The organism is Pseudocitrobacter sp. RIT415, assembly GCF_003057695.2.
Classification (GTDB): domain Bacteria; phylum Pseudomonadota; class Gammaproteobacteria; order Enterobacterales; family Enterobacteriaceae; genus Pseudocitrobacter; species Pseudocitrobacter faecalis.
The window spans coordinates 32,359-49,061 of sequence record NZ_QBJC02000001.1; the positions used below are offsets into that span (position 1 = coordinate 32,359).

Below are 16,703 nucleotides of genomic sequence, written 5' to 3' on the forward strand. Positions count from 1 at the left end.
TTGGCCCCCTCTCCGGCAGGGAGAGGGGACAGAGTGTGCAAATCTACATGTTCTGCGCTGGTTTTCTCCCTCTCCCTGTGGGAGAGGGCGGGGTGAGGCGGACGTGTCTTAATGACTCTCTAAAAACTGCTTCACATCCTTCCCTGACTGGCGGTCTTTATTCTTCTCCGCCCAGTCGCTCAAGCGACGGCGCGCTTCGCTTTGCAGATGTTTGCGCAACGCCTGATCAACCTGAAGGCTATAATTAAGTGCCTGCCATTTGCCGTAGACGCGCAGTGGGATAGCCGTTTCTTTCAGGATTTGCACCAGCGAGCTTTGCCCCTGCCAGCCGTCAACGACACGGACGTTAAACTGCATATCGCCCTCTTCTTTGACCAGATCCAGCGCACCTTTGCCATCAACCGCCAGCAGCGGCGACTCGCCCTGCATATTGCTCAGGGTCAGTTTGCCATGATCCAGGCTGAACGCGGTGGTCAGATTATCAAGACGCGTGGCGCTGTCGTAGCTTTCCTGCGCTTTGACATCGGCACTGCGCTCGACCGCCTGCTGCACCAGTTGCTGGAAGTTGAGCCCCTCCGCACGCACGTCTTTCAGAGAGATATCTGCCTTCCCTTCCCAGTTGCGACGGAAGCTCTCCGCGTCAATCGCCGTACCGGCAAACTCGCCGTCCAGCGTTAAGCGCCCGGTCAGTTCGATAGGATAGTTAAAGGCTTTCAGCAGGCTGCCAATCTGGACGTTCTCAAGTTGCGGGTGGAATTCCGCCGCAGGCGTGACTTCCCGGGCATCCAGTTGGCCAGGCAGTGAGAGTTTCCCGCCGTCCAGCGTGCCTTCAAGCTGGGTAATATCCAGCAGACCACGCGTATTGGTCGCCTGATGCGCGACGTTGGTAAAGTTCATCCCGCGCCAGGTCACCTGTTTGGCGACCAGAGAAAGCGTGCCATCAAAGCTTTTCAGACCGCTGTATTGCGGAACGCTGTCGCTGTTGGCAATGACCGGGCGTGCCTGTTTCGGCGCGCTCTGGGCCTGCTGTCCACCGTTGCCGTCGGTCAATGTCGCGCTGCGCGTTAACAGATTATCGAGATTGAGCTTGTCAGACTGTAAATCGAGCGTCCATACCGGATGGTCGCTCAATACCACGCTGCCTGAGCCGCGCAGTGAGCTGTCGTTAGCCGTAAAATTGATGTCGCTGAAGCTCAGCGTTTTCTGCTCTTCCTGCCAGCGTGCATTCACGCTGCCCGCACCACTGATGCCCTGGGAAGGCAGGTCGGCGCCCTGAAGTTGCCAGGTGATTTGCGAGAGTTGCGCGTCCAGACGGTGCGGATAATCTCCGGCCTGGATACGCGCGGTAAGCGCCAGCGCTAAGTCACGCTGATCGCGATTGATGCGACCAGAAAAATCGAGCGTGGCCAGATGATGTTCGTCCTGCTCCATCTCCAGACGAATATCGCGCACCGTTATCTGCTCATCATCGGCATGCTGGAACACCAGCACGCTATCGGCCACCTTAAGACGAGAGATATCAAATGACCAGCCGCGATCTTCCGGTACCAACGGTAAGGTGTTTTCTTTCGGCACTACGGGCGCATGTTCAACCGGTGCGGCTTCACTTTGCGGCGTAAGTTGAATCACTCCGCCCTTAAGCATCACCTGTTTAACCTGTAACTGGTGCGAAAGCAGCGGCAACAGCGCCACGTCCAGTCGCATGTTATCGGCGCGCACCAGCGGCTCCGTCGCGCCCGGCGCGGTGAGACGCATTCTGCCGGACAAAATGCTGAGCTGCGGCCAGACGTGCCAACGCAGCGGGCCATCCAGCTGAAGCTGATAGCCGCTACGTGCTTCGACCTGCCGCACCATATAGCTGCGGAAATCGTTCGGGTTGACCAACAGAACCAACGCCGAGAGGCCGGCGATAAGCACCACCAGCAGAATCATCAGCGTCGTTAAAATACGTCTCATGGTATCCTCACCAGACCAGCTTCAACTCAGTCTTTATCAATACGACTGGCGACCGCGCCCTGCTGGTCACGGTACTTCGCGTCTTCACGACGGTTGTAAGGGCGTGCTGCCGGGCCGGAAAGCGGCTCGAAGCTCAGCGCGCCAATCAGCATCCCCGGACGCAACGCCAGCGGCAATTTACCGGAATTATAGAACTCAAGCACGATACAGCCTGACCAGCCCGGATCGATCCGGTGCGCGGTCACGTGAACCATCAGGCCAAGACGCGCGAGGGAGGAACGACCGTCAAGCCAGCCGACTAGATCCGCAGGCAGCGTGACCGATTCCAGCGTCACCGCCAGCGCCAGTTCACCCGGGTGCAAATAAAACGCATCACCTTCTGCGAGAACGATCTCTTCGCTCATCACGCGGTCGAGCGCCGCACTGACTTCCGCTTTCGGGCCGCTCAAATCAATATAGGCGGCAGTATGACCGCTGAAGGTACGAAATTTATTGCCCAGGCGCACATCGACCGTCGCGCCATTAATACGCTCAACGGGAGGACGCGGGTTAATCGCCAGTCGGCCTTCATCCAGCCAGGCTTCAATATCTCGGTCACACAGACGCATGCCATTCTCCTTTGGTACAACCGGCCCCCATTCTCATATACGCGGGGGCGATTACTGCACGTTACACAATTCGCGTGAGTTATTCAAAAAACTGACTAATTTTCGCTTTCAAAATATCAATTGCAATGCGGTTTTTCCCGCCACGCGGCACGATAATATCGGCATACTGTTTGGAGGGATCGATAAACTGCAGGAACATCGGGCGAACGGTTTTCTGATACTGCGCCATCACCGAGTCCATCGAACGGCCACGCTCGTTAACGTCACGCTTAATGCGGCGCATCAGGCAGATATCCAGCGGCGTATCGACGAAAATAGAGAAGCTCATCTCTTCACGCAGACGCGCTTCCGTCAGCAGCAGAATACCTTCAAGAATAATGACTTTTTTAGGTTCGACATGAACCGTCTCGGCGGTGCGGGTGTGTTCTACATAGCTGTAGACCGGTAATTCGATAGGTTCGCCGCGTTTGAGCATTTGCAGATGCTGCAATAAAAGGCTGTGATCCATCGCGTTCGGATGGTCATAGTTGGTCTTAACACGCTCTTCCATCGACAAATGACTTTGGTCTTTGTAGTAGCTGTCTTCGGGAATAACGCCAATGTGTTCATCACCAACCTGTTCACGTAATTCGCGATACAGCGTGCTGGCGATAAGACTTTTACCCGAAGCCGATGCGCCGGCGATGCCTATGATGACGCACTGATGAGACTTATCAGTCATAAATTTTTGCGACCTGATTAACCTGGATGATAAGGAAGGACGACGCCAGAGCGTCAAACGCGGCAATTATAGGGATTTCACGCCCGCGATACCAGTCGAATGCACGGGATTGCACGGGTCGAGAGCGAAAAGTTCCTCTGCCGCACGCGCATCTGGGTAGATGCAGCGCAGGTTTTCCCTTTCGTCAGGTTGCGCAACCCCGGTCTCAGTGCTATCAATTTATGTGCTACCACCCTATAAATTATTAATGCCTTGTACTAGCATGACGTCATCTTCTATCAGATAAATCTGAAACCCGCCCAACGGCACTCTTCGCGAAAATGGTAATGAATAAAGTAGCCCGGCCCGTCTTCGTTGTCCCTGCTCATCCTGTGCTTCGTCTGGCCAGTCTGGGGCTGGTGACCTTCATTTTCACCCTCTTCTCGCTTGAGCTGACCCAGCTTGGCGCGCTGCTGGCCCCGCTCTGGTTCCCGACGTCGGTGATGATGGTGGCGTTTTATCGCCACAGCCGCAGAATGTGGCCAGCCATCGCCGTTGCCTGTACGCTGGGCAATGTGGCGGCATCGTTGGTACTCTTCCCGCTGCATGAGCTGAATCTGATTTACTCCGGTATTAACATCATCGAAGCCGTCGTGGGTGGCCTGCTGTTGCGTAAGCTGTTACCTCACTATAACCCACTGCAAAATCTGCATGACTGGATCCGCCTCGCCATTGGCGGCGCGCTGATTCCGCCACTGGTCGGCGGGTTGATGGTGTATCTGCTGGTGCCAGACGACAACCCGCTTCAGTCGTTTATTATCTGGACGCTTTCGGAAGCCATCGGCGCACTGGCGCTGGTGCCATTAGGGCTGCTGTTTAAGCCGCATTATCTGCTGCGTCACCGCGACCCGCGCCTGCTGCTGGAAACGCTGCTAACGCTAGCCGTGACGCTTGCGCTAAGCGCACTGTCGATGATTTATATGCCATGGCCTTATACCTGCATCATCGTATTACTGATGTGGAGCGCCGTGCGCTTACCGCGTATGGAAGCGTTTATGATTTTCCTGTGCACCGTGATGCTGGTGTCGCTGATTATGTCAGATGCCACACTCTCGCAGCACGTTTCCGTCGTTTATACCGTCACCAACGCCTCATGGATGCCGTTTGTGATGATTCTGCTTCCGGCGAACGTCATGACCATGGTGATGTATGCGTTTCGCGCCGAAAGTAAGCATATCGTTGAAAGCGAAGAGCGTTTTCGCAATGCGATGGAACACTCAGCGATCGGTATGGCGCTGGTGGGAACGGAAGGCCAGTGGTTGCAGGTGAATAAATCCCTGTGCCAGTTTCTGGGATACAGCCCGGATGAGTTACGCGAAATGACGTTTCAGGAGCTCACCTTAGCGGAGGATTTAGACTCCGACCTGAATCAGCGCGACAGCCTGCTACGCGGGGAAATCAACACCTACACCATGGAGAAGCGCTATTACACCCGTCAGGGCGAAGTGGTTTGGGCGCTGCTCGCCGTGTCGTTAGTGCGCAATCCGGACAGCACGCCGCTCTATTTTATTGCCCAGATTGAAGACATTAACGAACTGAAAAAAACGGAGCAGGTTAATCAGCGTCTGATGGAGCGCATTACGCTTGCCAACGAAGCGGGCGGTGTCGGCATCTGGGAGTGGGATCTTAAACCCAACAAAATCAGTTGGGATAAACGTATGTTCGAACTTTATGGCATCCCTTCACATGTCCAACCTACCTGGCAGATTTGGGAGTCGTGCCTGGTCGAAGAAGATAGAGAGAACGCCACCCGCAAAGTGCTTAACTCGCTAAAATCGAGCGCGCCGCTGATGCTGGAATTCCGCGTCCAGCTTAAAGGCAAAATTCGTCATATCCGCTCGCTTGCCAATCGTGTTCTCAATAAACAGGGCGAAGTGGAACGTCTGCTCGGCATTAATATTGATATGACGGAAGTGAAGGAGCTGAACGACGCGCTATTTCAGGAAAAAGAGCGGCTGCATATTACGCTTGATTCCATCGGCGAAGCGGTTGTTTGTACCGACATGAATATGAACATCACCTTTATGAACCCGGTGGCGGAAAAAATGAGCGGATGGACGCAGCAAGAAGCGTTGAACAAACCGCTCCTTTCAGTATTTCACATCAGCGTCGGCGATCACGGGGCCCTGATAGACAACTTCAAGACGGGCGACCTCTGTCGCAGTGATATCGATGACGATTTGGTTCTGCATAGCCGGCATGGCGGTAGCTTTGATATTCAGTACAGTATTACGCCACTCAGCACGTTGAATGGCGAAAATATTGGTTCAGTACTGGTTATCCAGGATGTGACGGAATCACGCGAAATGCTGCGCCAGCTCAGCTACAGCGCCTCGCATGACGTGCTGACCCATCTGGCGAACCGGGCGAGTTTTGAAAGCCATCTCAAGCGCCATCTGATCAATATTGATAACGCGCAGGAACGTCATGCGCTGGTCTTTATCGACCTCGATCGCTTTAAGTCTGTGAACGATAACGCCGGGCATGCCGCCGGTGACGCGCTGCTGCGTGAAATATCAGCGCTAATGCTGAGCCTGTTACGTAAAGGCGATATTCTTGCGCGTCTGGGCGGCGACGAATTCGGTCTTCTGCTGCCAGAGTGTAAGGAAGAAGATGCGCGCGATATCGCCCAGCGCATTGTCGATGGCGTAGACGCCTACCCTTTCACCTGGGAAGGCCATGCGCACCACATCGGTGCCAGCGCAGGGATCACGTTTATTGACCGGCATAACGCCAATCTCACCGATTTACTGTCGCAGGCGGATATGGCGTGCTATGCCTCAAAGCACAATGGCCGCGGGCGCGTGACAATATACAGCGCACAGCCGGATGCCATGCCGCGCGTCCACAACCGCTTCTCACAAAAAGAGTAGCCGGTTACGGTGCCCACCCTTCTGTATACCAGATATGCAGCAGCGCGTAAGAGCGCCAGGGGTGCCAGCGCTCGGCATAACGGCGGATCTGCGCGGGCGTCATGCCAGGAAAACGCTGCTTGATCAAATAGTCATCCGGCAAAAAGACATCGCTGGCCTGCCAGCCGCGCAGGGCGAAATAGTTCGCCGTCCAGCGACCAATCCCGGGGAAGCTTTGCAGTGTTTTCATCCCCTGCTCAATATCCTCAGGCGCGTTGACCGGCAGCTCACCGGATGACGCCGCCTTTGCCAGATAGATAAGCGATTCCGCCCGCTTGCGCGGCATGCCCAGCGCCTTTAACTGCTGCGGTTCGGCACTCATCAGGTGCTCTGGTCGTGGGAAAAGGTAAAAGCCGGGAAACTCAGGCAACGGCTCGCCAAAGGCGGCGACCACTTTACCGGTTAATTTTGCCGCCATCGACACGCTCACCAGTTGCCCAAGTATCGCCCTGACGCCCTGCTCAAAGGCATCCATCGAACCCGGTAAACGTAACCCTGGACGGGCGCGTGCCAGTGCGCCAAGCGTGTCATTAATTATCTGAGGCTCACAATTAAGATCCAGCAAACGCGACACGCGCGTCAGACAACTTTCCGCCACGGGCAATAACCCTTCCGAAAGCGTGACGCGCAGCACCTGGCGTGATTCATCTGGCGTCATCGTGATCACACCACAATGCCCGTCGAATTCAAAACTGCGCGCGTAGCTGTCTGCCTCGAAACGCTCAATGCCCGTCACCGCACGCGCCTGTAAAAATCCCCACATCCACGGCCAGTCGTAAGGCGCCTGCCACGATAATTCGAACATAATTTCTCCCCGGTTTGCGCCTACAGCATAGCGGCAAAACCGCTTTTGTTCCTTGCTTTCATATTCCGACTTGTCGTCAGGAAAAAATGCAAGTAAAGTCGCCCCCCTTCTTCACCGGCATGGGGATTTAAAGGTGTTTATTGGTTTTGACTACGGTACGGCAAACTGTTCAGTGGCGGTGATGCAGGAGGGAAAACCTCGTCTGCTCACTCTGGAAAACGGCAGCTCGCTGCTTCCTTCAATGCTCTGTGCCCCTACCCGCGAAGCGGTCAGCGAATGGCTCTACCGCCATCATCAGGTTCCCGCAGCCGGCGATGAGACCCAGGCGCTGCTGCGCCGGGCCATCAACTATAATCGCGATGAAGATATCGACGTACTGAGCCACAGCGTCCAGTTCGGCCTTGCCTCGTTGCGCCAGTACATCGACGACCCGGAAGAGGTCTACTTCGTTAAATCGCCCAAATCATTCCTCGGTGCCAGCGGGCTGAAGCCGCAGCAGGTGGCTGTATTCGAAGACCTGGTGTGCGCGATGATGCTGCACATTCGCCAGCAGGCACAGCGCCAGTTACCCGAAAGCATTGATCAAGCGGTCATTGGACGGCCAATCAACTTCCAGGGGCTCGGTGGGGAAGACGCCAACGCGCAGGCGCAGGGGATTCTGGAACGTGCGGCGAAACGTGCCGGTTTCCGCGATATCGTGTTCCAATATGAACCGGTTGCCGCCGGACTTGATTTCGAAGCCACGCTGGATAAAGAGCAGCGTGTGCTGGTCGTCGATATCGGCGGGGGCACCACGGACTGTTCCGTTTTGCTGATGGGCCCGCAGTGGCGTGAAAAACACGATCGGAAGCAAAGTCTGCTTGGCCACAGCGGTTGCCGCGTCGGCGGAAACGACCTCGACATCGCACTGGCCTTCAAAAGCCTGATGCCGTTACTCGGTATGGGGGGCGAAACCGAAAAAGGCATCGCCCTGCCGATTCTGCCCTGGTGGAATGCCGTGGCGATTAACGACGTTCCGGCGCAGACCGATTTCTACAGCAGCGCCAATGGCCGCATGCTGCGCGACCTGGCTCGCGACGCGCGCGATGCCGAGAAAGTCGCCCTGCTCTACAAAGTGTGGCAACAGCGTCTGAGCTATCGCCTGGTGCGCTGCGCGGAAGAGAGCAAAATTGCACTCTCCGATCGCCCGGAAGTGGCAACCACCTTGCCGTTTATCAGCGATGAACTCGCCACCGCCATCACCCAGCAAGGGCTGGAAACGGCGCTGGATCAACCGCTGACCCGCATTATGGAGCAGGTGCATCTGGCGCTGAACGCAAGCGCAGAAAAGCCGGATATCATCTACCTGACTGGCGGCAGCGCCCGATCGCCACTGATCAAAAAGGCGCTGGCGGCGCAACTGCCGGGGATCCCGATTGCCGGTGGCGATGATTTTGGCTCGGTCACCGCCGGGTTGGCCCGTTGGGCGCAGGTGGTGTTTAGTTAACTGCTCGCCGTGTCGCAAAGTGGCTGGCATAGCCATTGACTTCCTGTGGAGGCAATCCTAAATTAAGGAGTGAGGGTAAGGGAGAGGTTTCCCCCTCCCCCTGGTGTCTTAGTAAGCCTGGAAGCTAATCACTAAGAGAATCACCAGTATGATGACCAGTTTCATCATAACCCTTTCCTTATTTAAGGCCCCTTCTTCGGGAGGGGCTTTCCCTTTTCAGCCCCTTGCTGAACGCCTTTTCTGCAATGCCCGACATCATTCCAGCGGAAAACGTCAACTGCTACCTGCGCCGCAAAGTCTGCCGCGCACGATTGACTTCCCGTTGATGCAACCCTAAATTAAGGAGTGAGGGTAAGGGAGAGGTTTCCCCCTCCCCCTGGTGTCTTAGTATGCTGGGTAGCTAATCACTAAGAGAATCACCAGTATGATGAGCAGCTTCATCATAACCCTTTCCTTATTTAAGGCCCCTTCTTCGAGAGGGGCTTTCCCTTTTCAGCCCCCTGCTGAACGCCTTTTCTGCAACGCAGCAATTCTGGATGCACTCTAGCGCACCCGACTTGTGCTGTGCTTCCAGCGTGTCAATTCCCCGAGCGGCCTCGCAAAGCGTTCGTGATTCGGACGATTCGGCCCTGTGTTTCATATTTCCTCCATTTTTTCCGACCATCCGGTAACTAAACTAGTATCATTCCGCGAAATGATTCAGGACGAGAAACTCATTAAAATGAAAGGCAGTAACAAATCCCGCTGGCTGGTTGTGCTGGCATTGCTGATTGTGGCCGGAGCAGTCACTGGCTACTGGCTGATGAATCGCACACCAGAATCCGCAGGCCCGGTAGCCGGCGCTCAGGGAGAACGCCCGACAGGTGGTGGGCGTCATGGTGGCCGTTTTGGCGCAACCCTTGCACCGGTTCAGGCCGCGACCGCCACCCAGGAAGCCGTGCCGCGCTATCTGAGTGGATTAGGCACCATCACCGCCGCCAATACCGTGACGGTGCGCAGCCGGGTGGATGGTCAGTTGATGGCGCTGCACTTTCAGGAAGGTCAACAGGTAAAAGCCGGCGATCTGCTGGCGGAAATCGACCCGAGTCAGTTTAAAGTCGCCCTCGCTCAGGCGCAGGGGCAACTGGCGAAAGACAAAGCGACGCTTGCTAACGCCCGTCGCGATCTTGCCCGCTATCAACAACTGGTGAAAACCAATCTGGTTTCGCGCCAGGAACTGGATACCCAACAGTCGCTGGTCAGCGAGACACAGGGCACCATCAAGGCTGATGAAGCCGCCGTCGCCAGCGCGCAGTTGCAGCTCGACTGGAGCCGCATCACCGCACCGGTCGATGGTCGAGTAGGTCTGAAGCAGGTGGATATCGGCAACCAAATTTCCAGCGGCGATACCACAGGAATTGTGGTTCTAACGCAAACCCATCCCATCGACCTGGTGTTCACTTTGCCGGAAAATGACATTGCCACAGTAGTCAATGCGCAGAAATCCGGTAAGCCCCTGACCGTTGAAGCGTGGGATCGTACCAATAAACAGAAACTGAGCGACGGCGTATTGCTGAGCCTCGATAACCAGATTGACGCCACCACCGGCACCATCAAGCTGAAGGCGCGTTTCAACAACCAGGATGACGCCCTCTTCCCCAATCAATTCGTTAACGCGCGGATGCTGGTAGATACTCAACAGGATGCGGTGGTGATTCCGGCGGCTGCTCTGCAGATGGGCAATGACGGGCACTTCGTTTGGGTGCTGAACAGCGAGAATAAAGTCAGCAAACACACCGTGGTTCCAGGTATTCAGGATAGCCAGAAAGTGGTGATCAGCGCCGGGCTCTCCGCGGGCGATCGCGTGGTGACGGACGGTATAGACCGTCTGACCGAAGGCGCGAAAGTGGAAGTGGTGGAAGCACACAGCGCCGCCACCGAGGCGAAAGAGGCTGAACCCGCGACCGCCGCGGGCCATAAAGGAGCGCGCTCCTGATGCACGTTTTACCGCCGAGCAACACGGGCGGCCCCTCCCGTCTGTTTATCATGCGCCCGGTCGCCACCACTCTGTTGATGGTGGCGATCCTGATTGCCGGGATCATCGGCTATCGCTTCCTGCCCGTCTCCGCGTTGCCGGAGGTTGATTACCCCACCATTCAGGTGGTCACCCTTTACCCTGGCGCCAGCCCGGACGTGATGACGTCTGCGGTCACCGCGCCGCTGGAGCGACAGTTTGGCCAGATGTCTGGCCTTAAGCAGATGTCCTCTCAAAGTTCGGGCGGGGCGTCAGTGGTCACCCTTCAGTTTCAGCTCACCTTACCGCTGGATGTCGCCGAGCAGGAAGTGCAGGCCGCGATAAACGCCGCCACCAACCTGCTGCCGGACGACCTGCCTAACCCGCCGGTCTACAGCAAAGTGAACCCGGCGGATCCGCCAATCATGACGCTCGCCGTTACCTCTTCCGCCATGCCGATGACCCAGGTGGAAGATATGGTGGAAACGCGCGTGGCGCAGAAAATTTCCCAGGTCTCCGGCGTCGGGCTGGTGACGCTGGCGGGCGGTCAGCGCCCTGCCGTACGTGTGAAGCTGAACGCACAGGCCATTGCGGCATTAGGATTGACCAGCGAAACGGTGCGCACCGCGATCACCAGCGCGAACGTTAACTCGGCCAAAGGGAGCCTCGACGGCCCAACTCGCGCCGTCACGTTATCCGCGAACGACCAGATGCAGTCAGCGGAAGAGTATCGCAAGCTGATAATTGCTTATCAGAACGGCTCCCCGGTACGCCTGGGCGACGTTGCGACCATTGAGCAGGGTGCGGAGAACAGCTGGCTTGGCGCGTGGGCTAACAATAAACACGCGATTGTGATGAACGTCCAGCGTCAGCCCGGCGCAAACATTATCGCCACCGCCGACAGCATTCGTCAGATGCTGCCGCAGCTCACCGAAAGTCTGCCAAAATCGGTGAAAGTTGAAGTTTTGTCCGATCGCACCACCAATATTCGTGCGTCGGTCACCGATACGCAGTTTGAACTGATGCTGGCGATAGCCCTGGTGGTGATGATCATCTACCTGTTCCTGCGTAACGTGCCGGCCACCATTATTCCCGGCGTGGCGGTACCGCTGTCGCTTATCGGCACCTTCGCGGTGATGGTCTTTCTTGATTTCTCGATCAACAACCTGACGCTGATGGCGCTCACCATCGCCACCGGTTTCGTGGTCGATGACGCCATTGTGGTGATTGAGAACATCTCGCGCTATATCGAGAAAGGCGAAAAACCGTTGGCAGCGGCGCTGAAGGGCGCAGGCGAAATTGGCTTTACCATTATCTCCCTCACCTTCTCGCTGATTGCGGTACTGATTCCGTTGCTGTTTATGGGTGATATTGTGGGCCGCCTGTTCCGTGAATTTGCGGTAACGCTTGCGGTGGCGATACTCATTTCCGCAATTGTGTCGCTGACCCTGACGCCAATGATGTGCGCACGCATGCTCAGCCATGAATCCCTGCGTAAACAGAACCGTTTTTCCCGCGCCAGCGAACGTTTCTTTGACCGCGTCATTGCCGGTTACGGGCATATGCTGGCCCGCGTTCTGAAGCATCCGTGGCTGACGCTCAGCGTGGCGCTGGGCACCCTGGCGTTGTCGATTATTCTGTGGGTGGTTATTCCGAAAGGCTTCTTCCCGATTCAGGATAACGGCATTATTCAGGGCACGCTGCAGGCACCACAATCGGCCTCTTTTGCCAACATGGCACAGCGTCAGCAGCAGGTTTCCGAAATCATTCTCAAAGATCCGGCGGTGGAAAGTCTGACGTCCTACGTCGGTGTGGACGGCACCAACCCGGCGCTGAACAGCGCGCGTTTGCAAATCAACCTCAAACCGCTGGATGAGCGCGACGACCGCGTGCAGAAAGTGATTAAGCGCCTGCAACAGAATGTCGATCGTGTACCGGGTATCTCACTCTATTTGCAGCCGACACAAGATCTCACCATCGATACCACCGTGAGCCGCACGCAATACCAGTTCACGCTTCAGGCAAACTCGCTGGACGCGCTGAGCCTGTGGGTGCCGCAGTTGGTCTCGCAACTGCAAACCCTCCCGCAGCTTTCTGACGTCAGCAGCGACTGGCAGGATCAGGGGCTGGTGGCATACGTTAACGTTGATCGCGATAGCGCCAGCCGTTTGGGCATTTCCATGGCGGACGTGGACAATGCGCTGTATAACGCCTTTGGCCAGCGTCTTATTTCCACCATTTATACCCAGGCCAACCAGTACCGCGTGGTGCTGGAACATGACACACAAGCCACGCCAGGGCTCGCCGCGCTGGATAACGTGCGCCTGACCAGCAGCGACGGCGGCGTGGTGCCCCTCACAGCCATCGCCAAAGTCGAGCAGCGTTTTGCCCCGCTCTCTATCAACCATCTGGATCAGTTTCCGGTCACCACCATTTCGTTTAACGTGGCGGGCGACTATTCACTGGGCGATGCGGTTGATGCGATTTTGAATGCTGAAAAAACGCTCAGTTTCCCGACGGATATTCGTACCGAATTCCAGGGCAGCTCGCTGGCCTTCCAGTCGGCACTCAGCAGCACCGTCTGGCTGGTGGTTGCCGCCGTCGTGGCGATGTATATCGTGCTCGGCGTGCTGTATGAAAGCTTTATCCACCCAATTACCATCCTCTCTACTCTGCCGACCGCAGGCGTAGGGGCGTTGCTGGCACTGATGATTGCCGGCAGTGAGCTGGATGTGATCGCCATTATTGGCATTATTTTGCTTATCGGCATCGTGAAGAAGAACGCCATCATGATGATCGACTTTGCCCTTGCGGCAGAGCGTGAACAGGGCATGCCGCCACACGAAGCGATTTATCAGGCGTGTCTGCTGCGTTTCCGCCCGATTCTGATGACCACGCTCGCCGCCCTGCTCGGCGCGCTGCCGCTGATGCTGAGTACCGGCGTCGGCGCGGAACTGCGTCGCCCGTTAGGGATTGGCATGGTTGGTGGCCTGCTGGTAAGCCAGGTGCTGACGCTGTTCACCACGCCGGTCATTTACCTGCTGTTTGACCGTCTGGCGCTGCATCTGAAAAAACGTTTTCCGCGTCATGAGGAGGAGGCGTAAATGAAGTTTTTCGCCCTCTTCATTTACCGCCCGGTGGCGACGATTTTAATCGCTATCGCCATTACCCTCTGCGGTGTGCTGGGTTTCCGGCTGCTGCCGGTGGCCCCGCTGCCGCAGGTTGATTTCCCGGTCATAATGGTCAGCGCCTCGCTGCCTGGCGCATCGCCGGAAACCATGGCCTCGTCGGTCGCCACACCGCTGGAGCGTTCGCTCGGGCGCATTGCCGGGGTGAGCGAAATGACCTCCAGCAGCTCGCTTGGCAGTACGCGCATCATTTTGCAGTTCAATTTTGACCGCGATATCAACGGCGCGGCGCGCGATGTGCAGGCCGCGATTAACGCCGCACAAAGTCTGCTGCCGAGCGGTATGCCCAGCCGTCCGACCTACCGCAAAGCCAACCCGTCCGATGCGCCGATCATGATCCTGACACTCACCTCGGAGACGTATTCACAGGGTGAACTGTATGATTTCGCCTCAACCCAACTGGCGCAGAGTATCGCGCAAATTGACGGCGTGGGCGATGTTGACGTCGGCGGCAGTTCCCTGCCTGCCGTGCGCGTGGGGCTTAACCCGCAGGCACTGTTTAATCAGGGCGTCTCGCTGGACGATGTGCGCAGTGCCATCAGCAATGCCAACGTGCGTAAACCGCAGGGGGCGCTGGAAGATAACGCCCATCGCTGGCAGATTCAGACCAACGACGAACTGAAGACGGCAGCGGAATACCAGCCGTTAATCATCCATTACAACAACGGCGCGGCGGTACGTCTGAGCGACGTCGCGACGGTGACGGACTCGGTGCAGGACGTGCGTAACGCCGGGATGACCAACGCCAAGCCGGCGATTTTGTTGATGATCCGTAAACTGCCGGAAGCCAACATTATCGAAACGGTGGACGCCATCCGCGCCGAACTGCCGGAGCTTCAGCAGACCATTCCGGCGGCGATTGACCTGCAAATTGCGCAGGATCGCTCGCCAACGATTCGCGCCTCCCTCGAAGAGGTCGAGCAGACGCTGGTGATTTCCGTCGCACTGGTGATCCTGGTGGTATTCCTGTTCCTGCGATCCGGTCGCGCGACGTTGATCCCCGCCGTCGCCGTTCCCGTCTCGCTGATCGGCACCTTTGCCGCCATGTATCTGTGCGGCTTTAGCCTGAATAACCTGTCGCTGATGGCGCTCACTATCGCCACCGGTTTCGTGGTGGATGACGCCATTGTGGTGCTGGAAAACATCTCGCGCCATATCGAAGCCGGGATGAAACCGATGCAGGCCGCCCTTCAGGGAAGCCGGGAAGTCGGGTTTACGGTGCTGTCGATGAGCGTGTCACTGGTGGCGGTCTTCCTGCCGTTATTGCTGATGGACGGGCTTCCAGGCCGCCTGTTGCGCGAATTTGCGGTGACGTTGTCGGTGGCAATTGGTATTTCGCTGGCGGTATCGCTGACCTTAACGCCGATGATGTGCGGCTGGATGCTCAAGCGCCAGCCCGCCCATACCCCCACCCGGAAAAAAGGTCTCGGGCGTTTGCTGGTTGGCCTGCAACAGGGCTACGGCAAATCCCTGCACTGGGTGCTGAAACACTCGCGGATGGTTGGCCTGGTCTTCCTCGCAACCGTTGCGCTGAACGTCTGGCTCTATATTGCTATTCCGAAAACCTTCTTCCCGGAGCAGGATACCGGTGTGCTGATGGGCGGCATTCAGGCTGACCAGAGCATCTCTTTCCAGGCGATGCGCGGAAAATTGCAGGACTTCATGAAGATCATCCGTGAAGATCCGGCAGTAGACAACGTGACCGGGTTTACCGGCGGCTCGCGCGTCAACAGCGGGATGATGTTTATCACCCTGAAATCACGCGATGAACGGCATGATTCAGCCCAGCAGGTGATCGACCGCCTGCGCAAGAAGCTGGCGAAAGAGCCTGGGGCGAACCTGTTCTTGATGGCGGTGCAGGATATCCGCGTCGGCGGGCGTCAGTCCAACGCCAGTTATCAATACACGCTGCTTTCTGACGATTTGAGCGCCCTGCGCGAGTGGGAACCGAAAATTCGTAAAGCGCTGGCGGCGCTGCCTGAGCTGGCGGACGTCAACTCGGATCAGGAAGATAACGGCGCCGAGATGGCTCTGATCTATGACCGGGAAACCATGTCGCGCCTTGGCATCAGCGTGCAGGCAGCCAACAGCCTGTTAAATAACGCCTTTGGTCAGCGGCAGATTTCAACCATCTATCAACCGCTTAATCAGTATAAAGTGGTGATGGAAGTGGATCCGGTTTATACCCAGGACGTCAGCGCGCTGGATAAAATGTTCGTCATTAACACCGAAGGCAAAGCGATTCCGCTCTCTTACTTCGCCAAATGGCAACCGGCCAATGCACCGTTATCGGTGAACCATCAGGGGCTGTCGGCGGCCTCCACGGTGTCGTTTAACTTGCCTACCGGAAAATCGTTATCAGAGGCCAGTGACGCGATTGACCGCGCCATGACGCAACTCGGCGTGCCTTCCACGGTGCGTGGCTCATTTGCCGGTACCGCGCAGGTATTCCAGGAGACGATGAACTCGCAGGTGATTTTGATTATCGCCGCAATTGCGACGGTGTATATCGTGCTGGGCATCCTGTATGAAAGCTACGTCCACCCGCTCACGATCCTCTCGACCTTGCCTTCAGCAGGCGTCGGGGCGCTGCTGGCGCTGGAGCTGTTCAATGCCCCGTTCAGCCTAATCGCGCTTATCGGGATTATGCTATTAATTGGCATTGTGAAGAAAAACGCCATCATGATGGTCGATTTTGCACTGGACGCGCAGCGAAACGGCAATCTGTCGCCTGAAGAAGCCATTTTCCAGGCCTGCTTGCTGCGTTTTCGGCCGATTATGATGACCACGCTGGCAGCGCTGTTTGGCGCCTTACCGCTGGTGATTTCCAGCGGTGACGGTTCAGAACTGCGCCAGCCGCTGGGGATAACGATTGTCGGCGGCCTGGCGGTCAGCCAGTTGCTGACGCTGTACACCACGCCGGTGGTTTATCTGTTCTTCGATCGTCTGCGCCTGCGTTTTTCGCGTCAACCACGACAATCGGTAACCGAGTAAA

General features: G+C 56.7%; 11 protein-coding genes. 5 read left to right on the top strand and 6 right to left on the bottom strand.

Features of this window, described 5'->3' with window-relative positions; genetic code table 11:
• Positions 1–108: 108 nt before the first annotated feature.
• The 3 genes from asmA to udk form a co-directional block, all read right to left on the bottom strand.
• Positions 109–1,956, bottom strand: a complete 1,848-nt coding sequence (asmA, locus tag DBY68_RS00150) for an outer membrane assembly protein AsmA (RefSeq protein ID WP_108473734.1) — start codon at positions 1,954–1,956, stop codon at positions 109–111.
• 26 nt (positions 1,957–1,982) lie between these two features.
• On the bottom strand, positions 1,983–2,564 hold the full coding sequence (dcd, locus tag DBY68_RS00155; RefSeq protein WP_015963821.1) for a dCTP deaminase: 582 nt from the start codon (positions 2,562–2,564) through the stop codon (positions 1,983–1,985).
• Positions 2,565–2,643: 79 nt separating this feature from the next.
• Positions 2,644–3,285: a uridine kinase gene (gene udk / locus DBY68_RS00160; protein WP_015963820.1), complete on the bottom strand. Its 642-nt coding sequence runs from the start codon at positions 3,283–3,285 to the stop codon at positions 2,644–2,646.
• Positions 3,286–3,611: 326 nt separating this feature from the next.
• Here udk and DBY68_RS00165 point away from each other — a divergent pair, with 326 nt between their 5' ends.
• Positions 3,612–6,197, top strand: coding sequence for a diguanylate cyclase (locus DBY68_RS00165; RefSeq protein ID WP_146745423.1), 2,586 nt, complete (start codon positions 3,612–3,614; stop codon positions 6,195–6,197).
• A gap of 4 nt (positions 6,198–6,201) precedes the next feature.
• Here DBY68_RS00165 and alkA read toward each other — a convergent pair whose 3' ends face one another.
• A complete protein-coding gene (gene alkA / locus DBY68_RS00170) occupies positions 6,202–7,041 on the bottom strand; it encodes a DNA-3-methyladenine glycosylase 2 (protein WP_108473732.1) in 840 nt (279 codons plus the stop codon).
• Between the two features lie 133 nt (positions 7,042–7,174).
• Here alkA and yegD point away from each other — a divergent pair, with 133 nt between their 5' ends.
• On the top strand, positions 7,175–8,527 hold the full coding sequence (gene yegD, locus DBY68_RS00175) for a molecular chaperone (RefSeq protein ID WP_108473731.1): 1,353 nt from the start codon (positions 7,175–7,177) through the stop codon (positions 8,525–8,527).
• 108 nt (positions 8,528–8,635) lie between these two features.
• Here the strand turns inward: yegD and ibsA are convergent, their stop codons facing one another.
• Together ibsA and DBY68_RS00190 are read right to left on the bottom strand one after the other, a co-directional pair.
• On the bottom strand, positions 8,636–8,695 hold the full coding sequence (ibsA, locus tag DBY68_RS00180) for a type I toxin-antitoxin system Ibs family toxin (RefSeq protein ID WP_074430376.1): 60 nt from the start codon (positions 8,693–8,695) through the stop codon (positions 8,636–8,638).
• A gap of 216 nt (positions 8,696–8,911) precedes the next feature.
• Positions 8,912–8,971: a type I toxin-antitoxin system Ibs family toxin gene (locus tag DBY68_RS00190; RefSeq protein WP_108473785.1), complete on the bottom strand. Its 60-nt coding sequence runs from the start codon at positions 8,969–8,971 to the stop codon at positions 8,912–8,914.
• Positions 8,972–9,248: 277 nt separating this feature from the next.
• Between DBY68_RS00190 and DBY68_RS00195 the strand changes: the two genes are divergently transcribed.
• Genes DBY68_RS00195 through mdtC form a run of 3 tightly spaced genes read left to right on the top strand, consistent with a single transcriptional unit; the run spans position 9,249 to position 16,702 of the window.
• Entirely contained in the window at positions 9,249–10,502 is a 1,254-nt protein-coding gene (locus tag DBY68_RS00195) for an MdtA/MuxA family multidrug efflux RND transporter periplasmic adaptor subunit (RefSeq protein WP_146745424.1), read from the top strand.
• On the top strand, positions 10,502–13,624 hold the full coding sequence (locus tag DBY68_RS00200) for an MdtB/MuxB family multidrug efflux RND transporter permease subunit (RefSeq protein ID WP_108473728.1): 3,123 nt from the start codon (positions 10,502–10,504) through the stop codon (positions 13,622–13,624). The genes DBY68_RS00195 and DBY68_RS00200 overlap by 1 nt, the downstream gene beginning before the upstream one ends.
• Complete coding sequence (gene mdtC / locus DBY68_RS00205; protein WP_108473727.1) at positions 13,625–16,702, top strand: multidrug efflux RND transporter permease subunit MdtC; 3,078 nt, start codon at positions 13,625–13,627, stop codon at positions 16,700–16,702.
• The last annotated feature ends 1 nt before the right edge of the window (position 16,703 follow it).

What these genes read in the sequence shown, in the direction of transcription:
- asmA (WP_108473734.1), bottom strand. Translation starts at nt 1,956, where the DNA reads ATGAGACGTATTTTAACGACGCTGATGATTCTGCTGGTGGTGCTTATC.
- dcd (WP_015963821.1), bottom strand. Translation starts at nt 2,564, where the DNA reads ATGCGTCTGTGTGACCGAGATATTGAAGCCTGGCTGGATGAAGGCCGA.
- udk (WP_015963820.1), bottom strand. Translation starts at nt 3,285, where the DNA reads ATGACTGATAAGTCTCATCAGTGCGTCATCATAGGCATCGCCGGCGCA.
- DBY68_RS00165 (WP_146745423.1), top strand. Translation starts at nt 3,612, where the DNA reads ATGAATAAAGTAGCCCGGCCCGTCTTCGTTGTCCCTGCTCATCCTGTG.
- alkA (WP_108473732.1), bottom strand. Translation starts at nt 7,041, where the DNA reads ATGTTCGAATTATCGTGGCAGGCGCCTTACGACTGGCCGTGGATGTGG.
- DBY68_RS00195 (WP_146745424.1), top strand. Translation starts at nt 9,249, where the DNA reads ATGAAAGGCAGTAACAAATCCCGCTGGCTGGTTGTGCTGGCATTGCTG.
- DBY68_RS00200 (WP_108473728.1), top strand. Translation starts at nt 10,502, where the DNA reads ATGCACGTTTTACCGCCGAGCAACACGGGCGGCCCCTCCCGTCTGTTT.
- mdtC (WP_108473727.1), top strand. Translation starts at nt 13,625, where the DNA reads ATGAAGTTTTTCGCCCTCTTCATTTACCGCCCGGTGGCGACGATTTTA.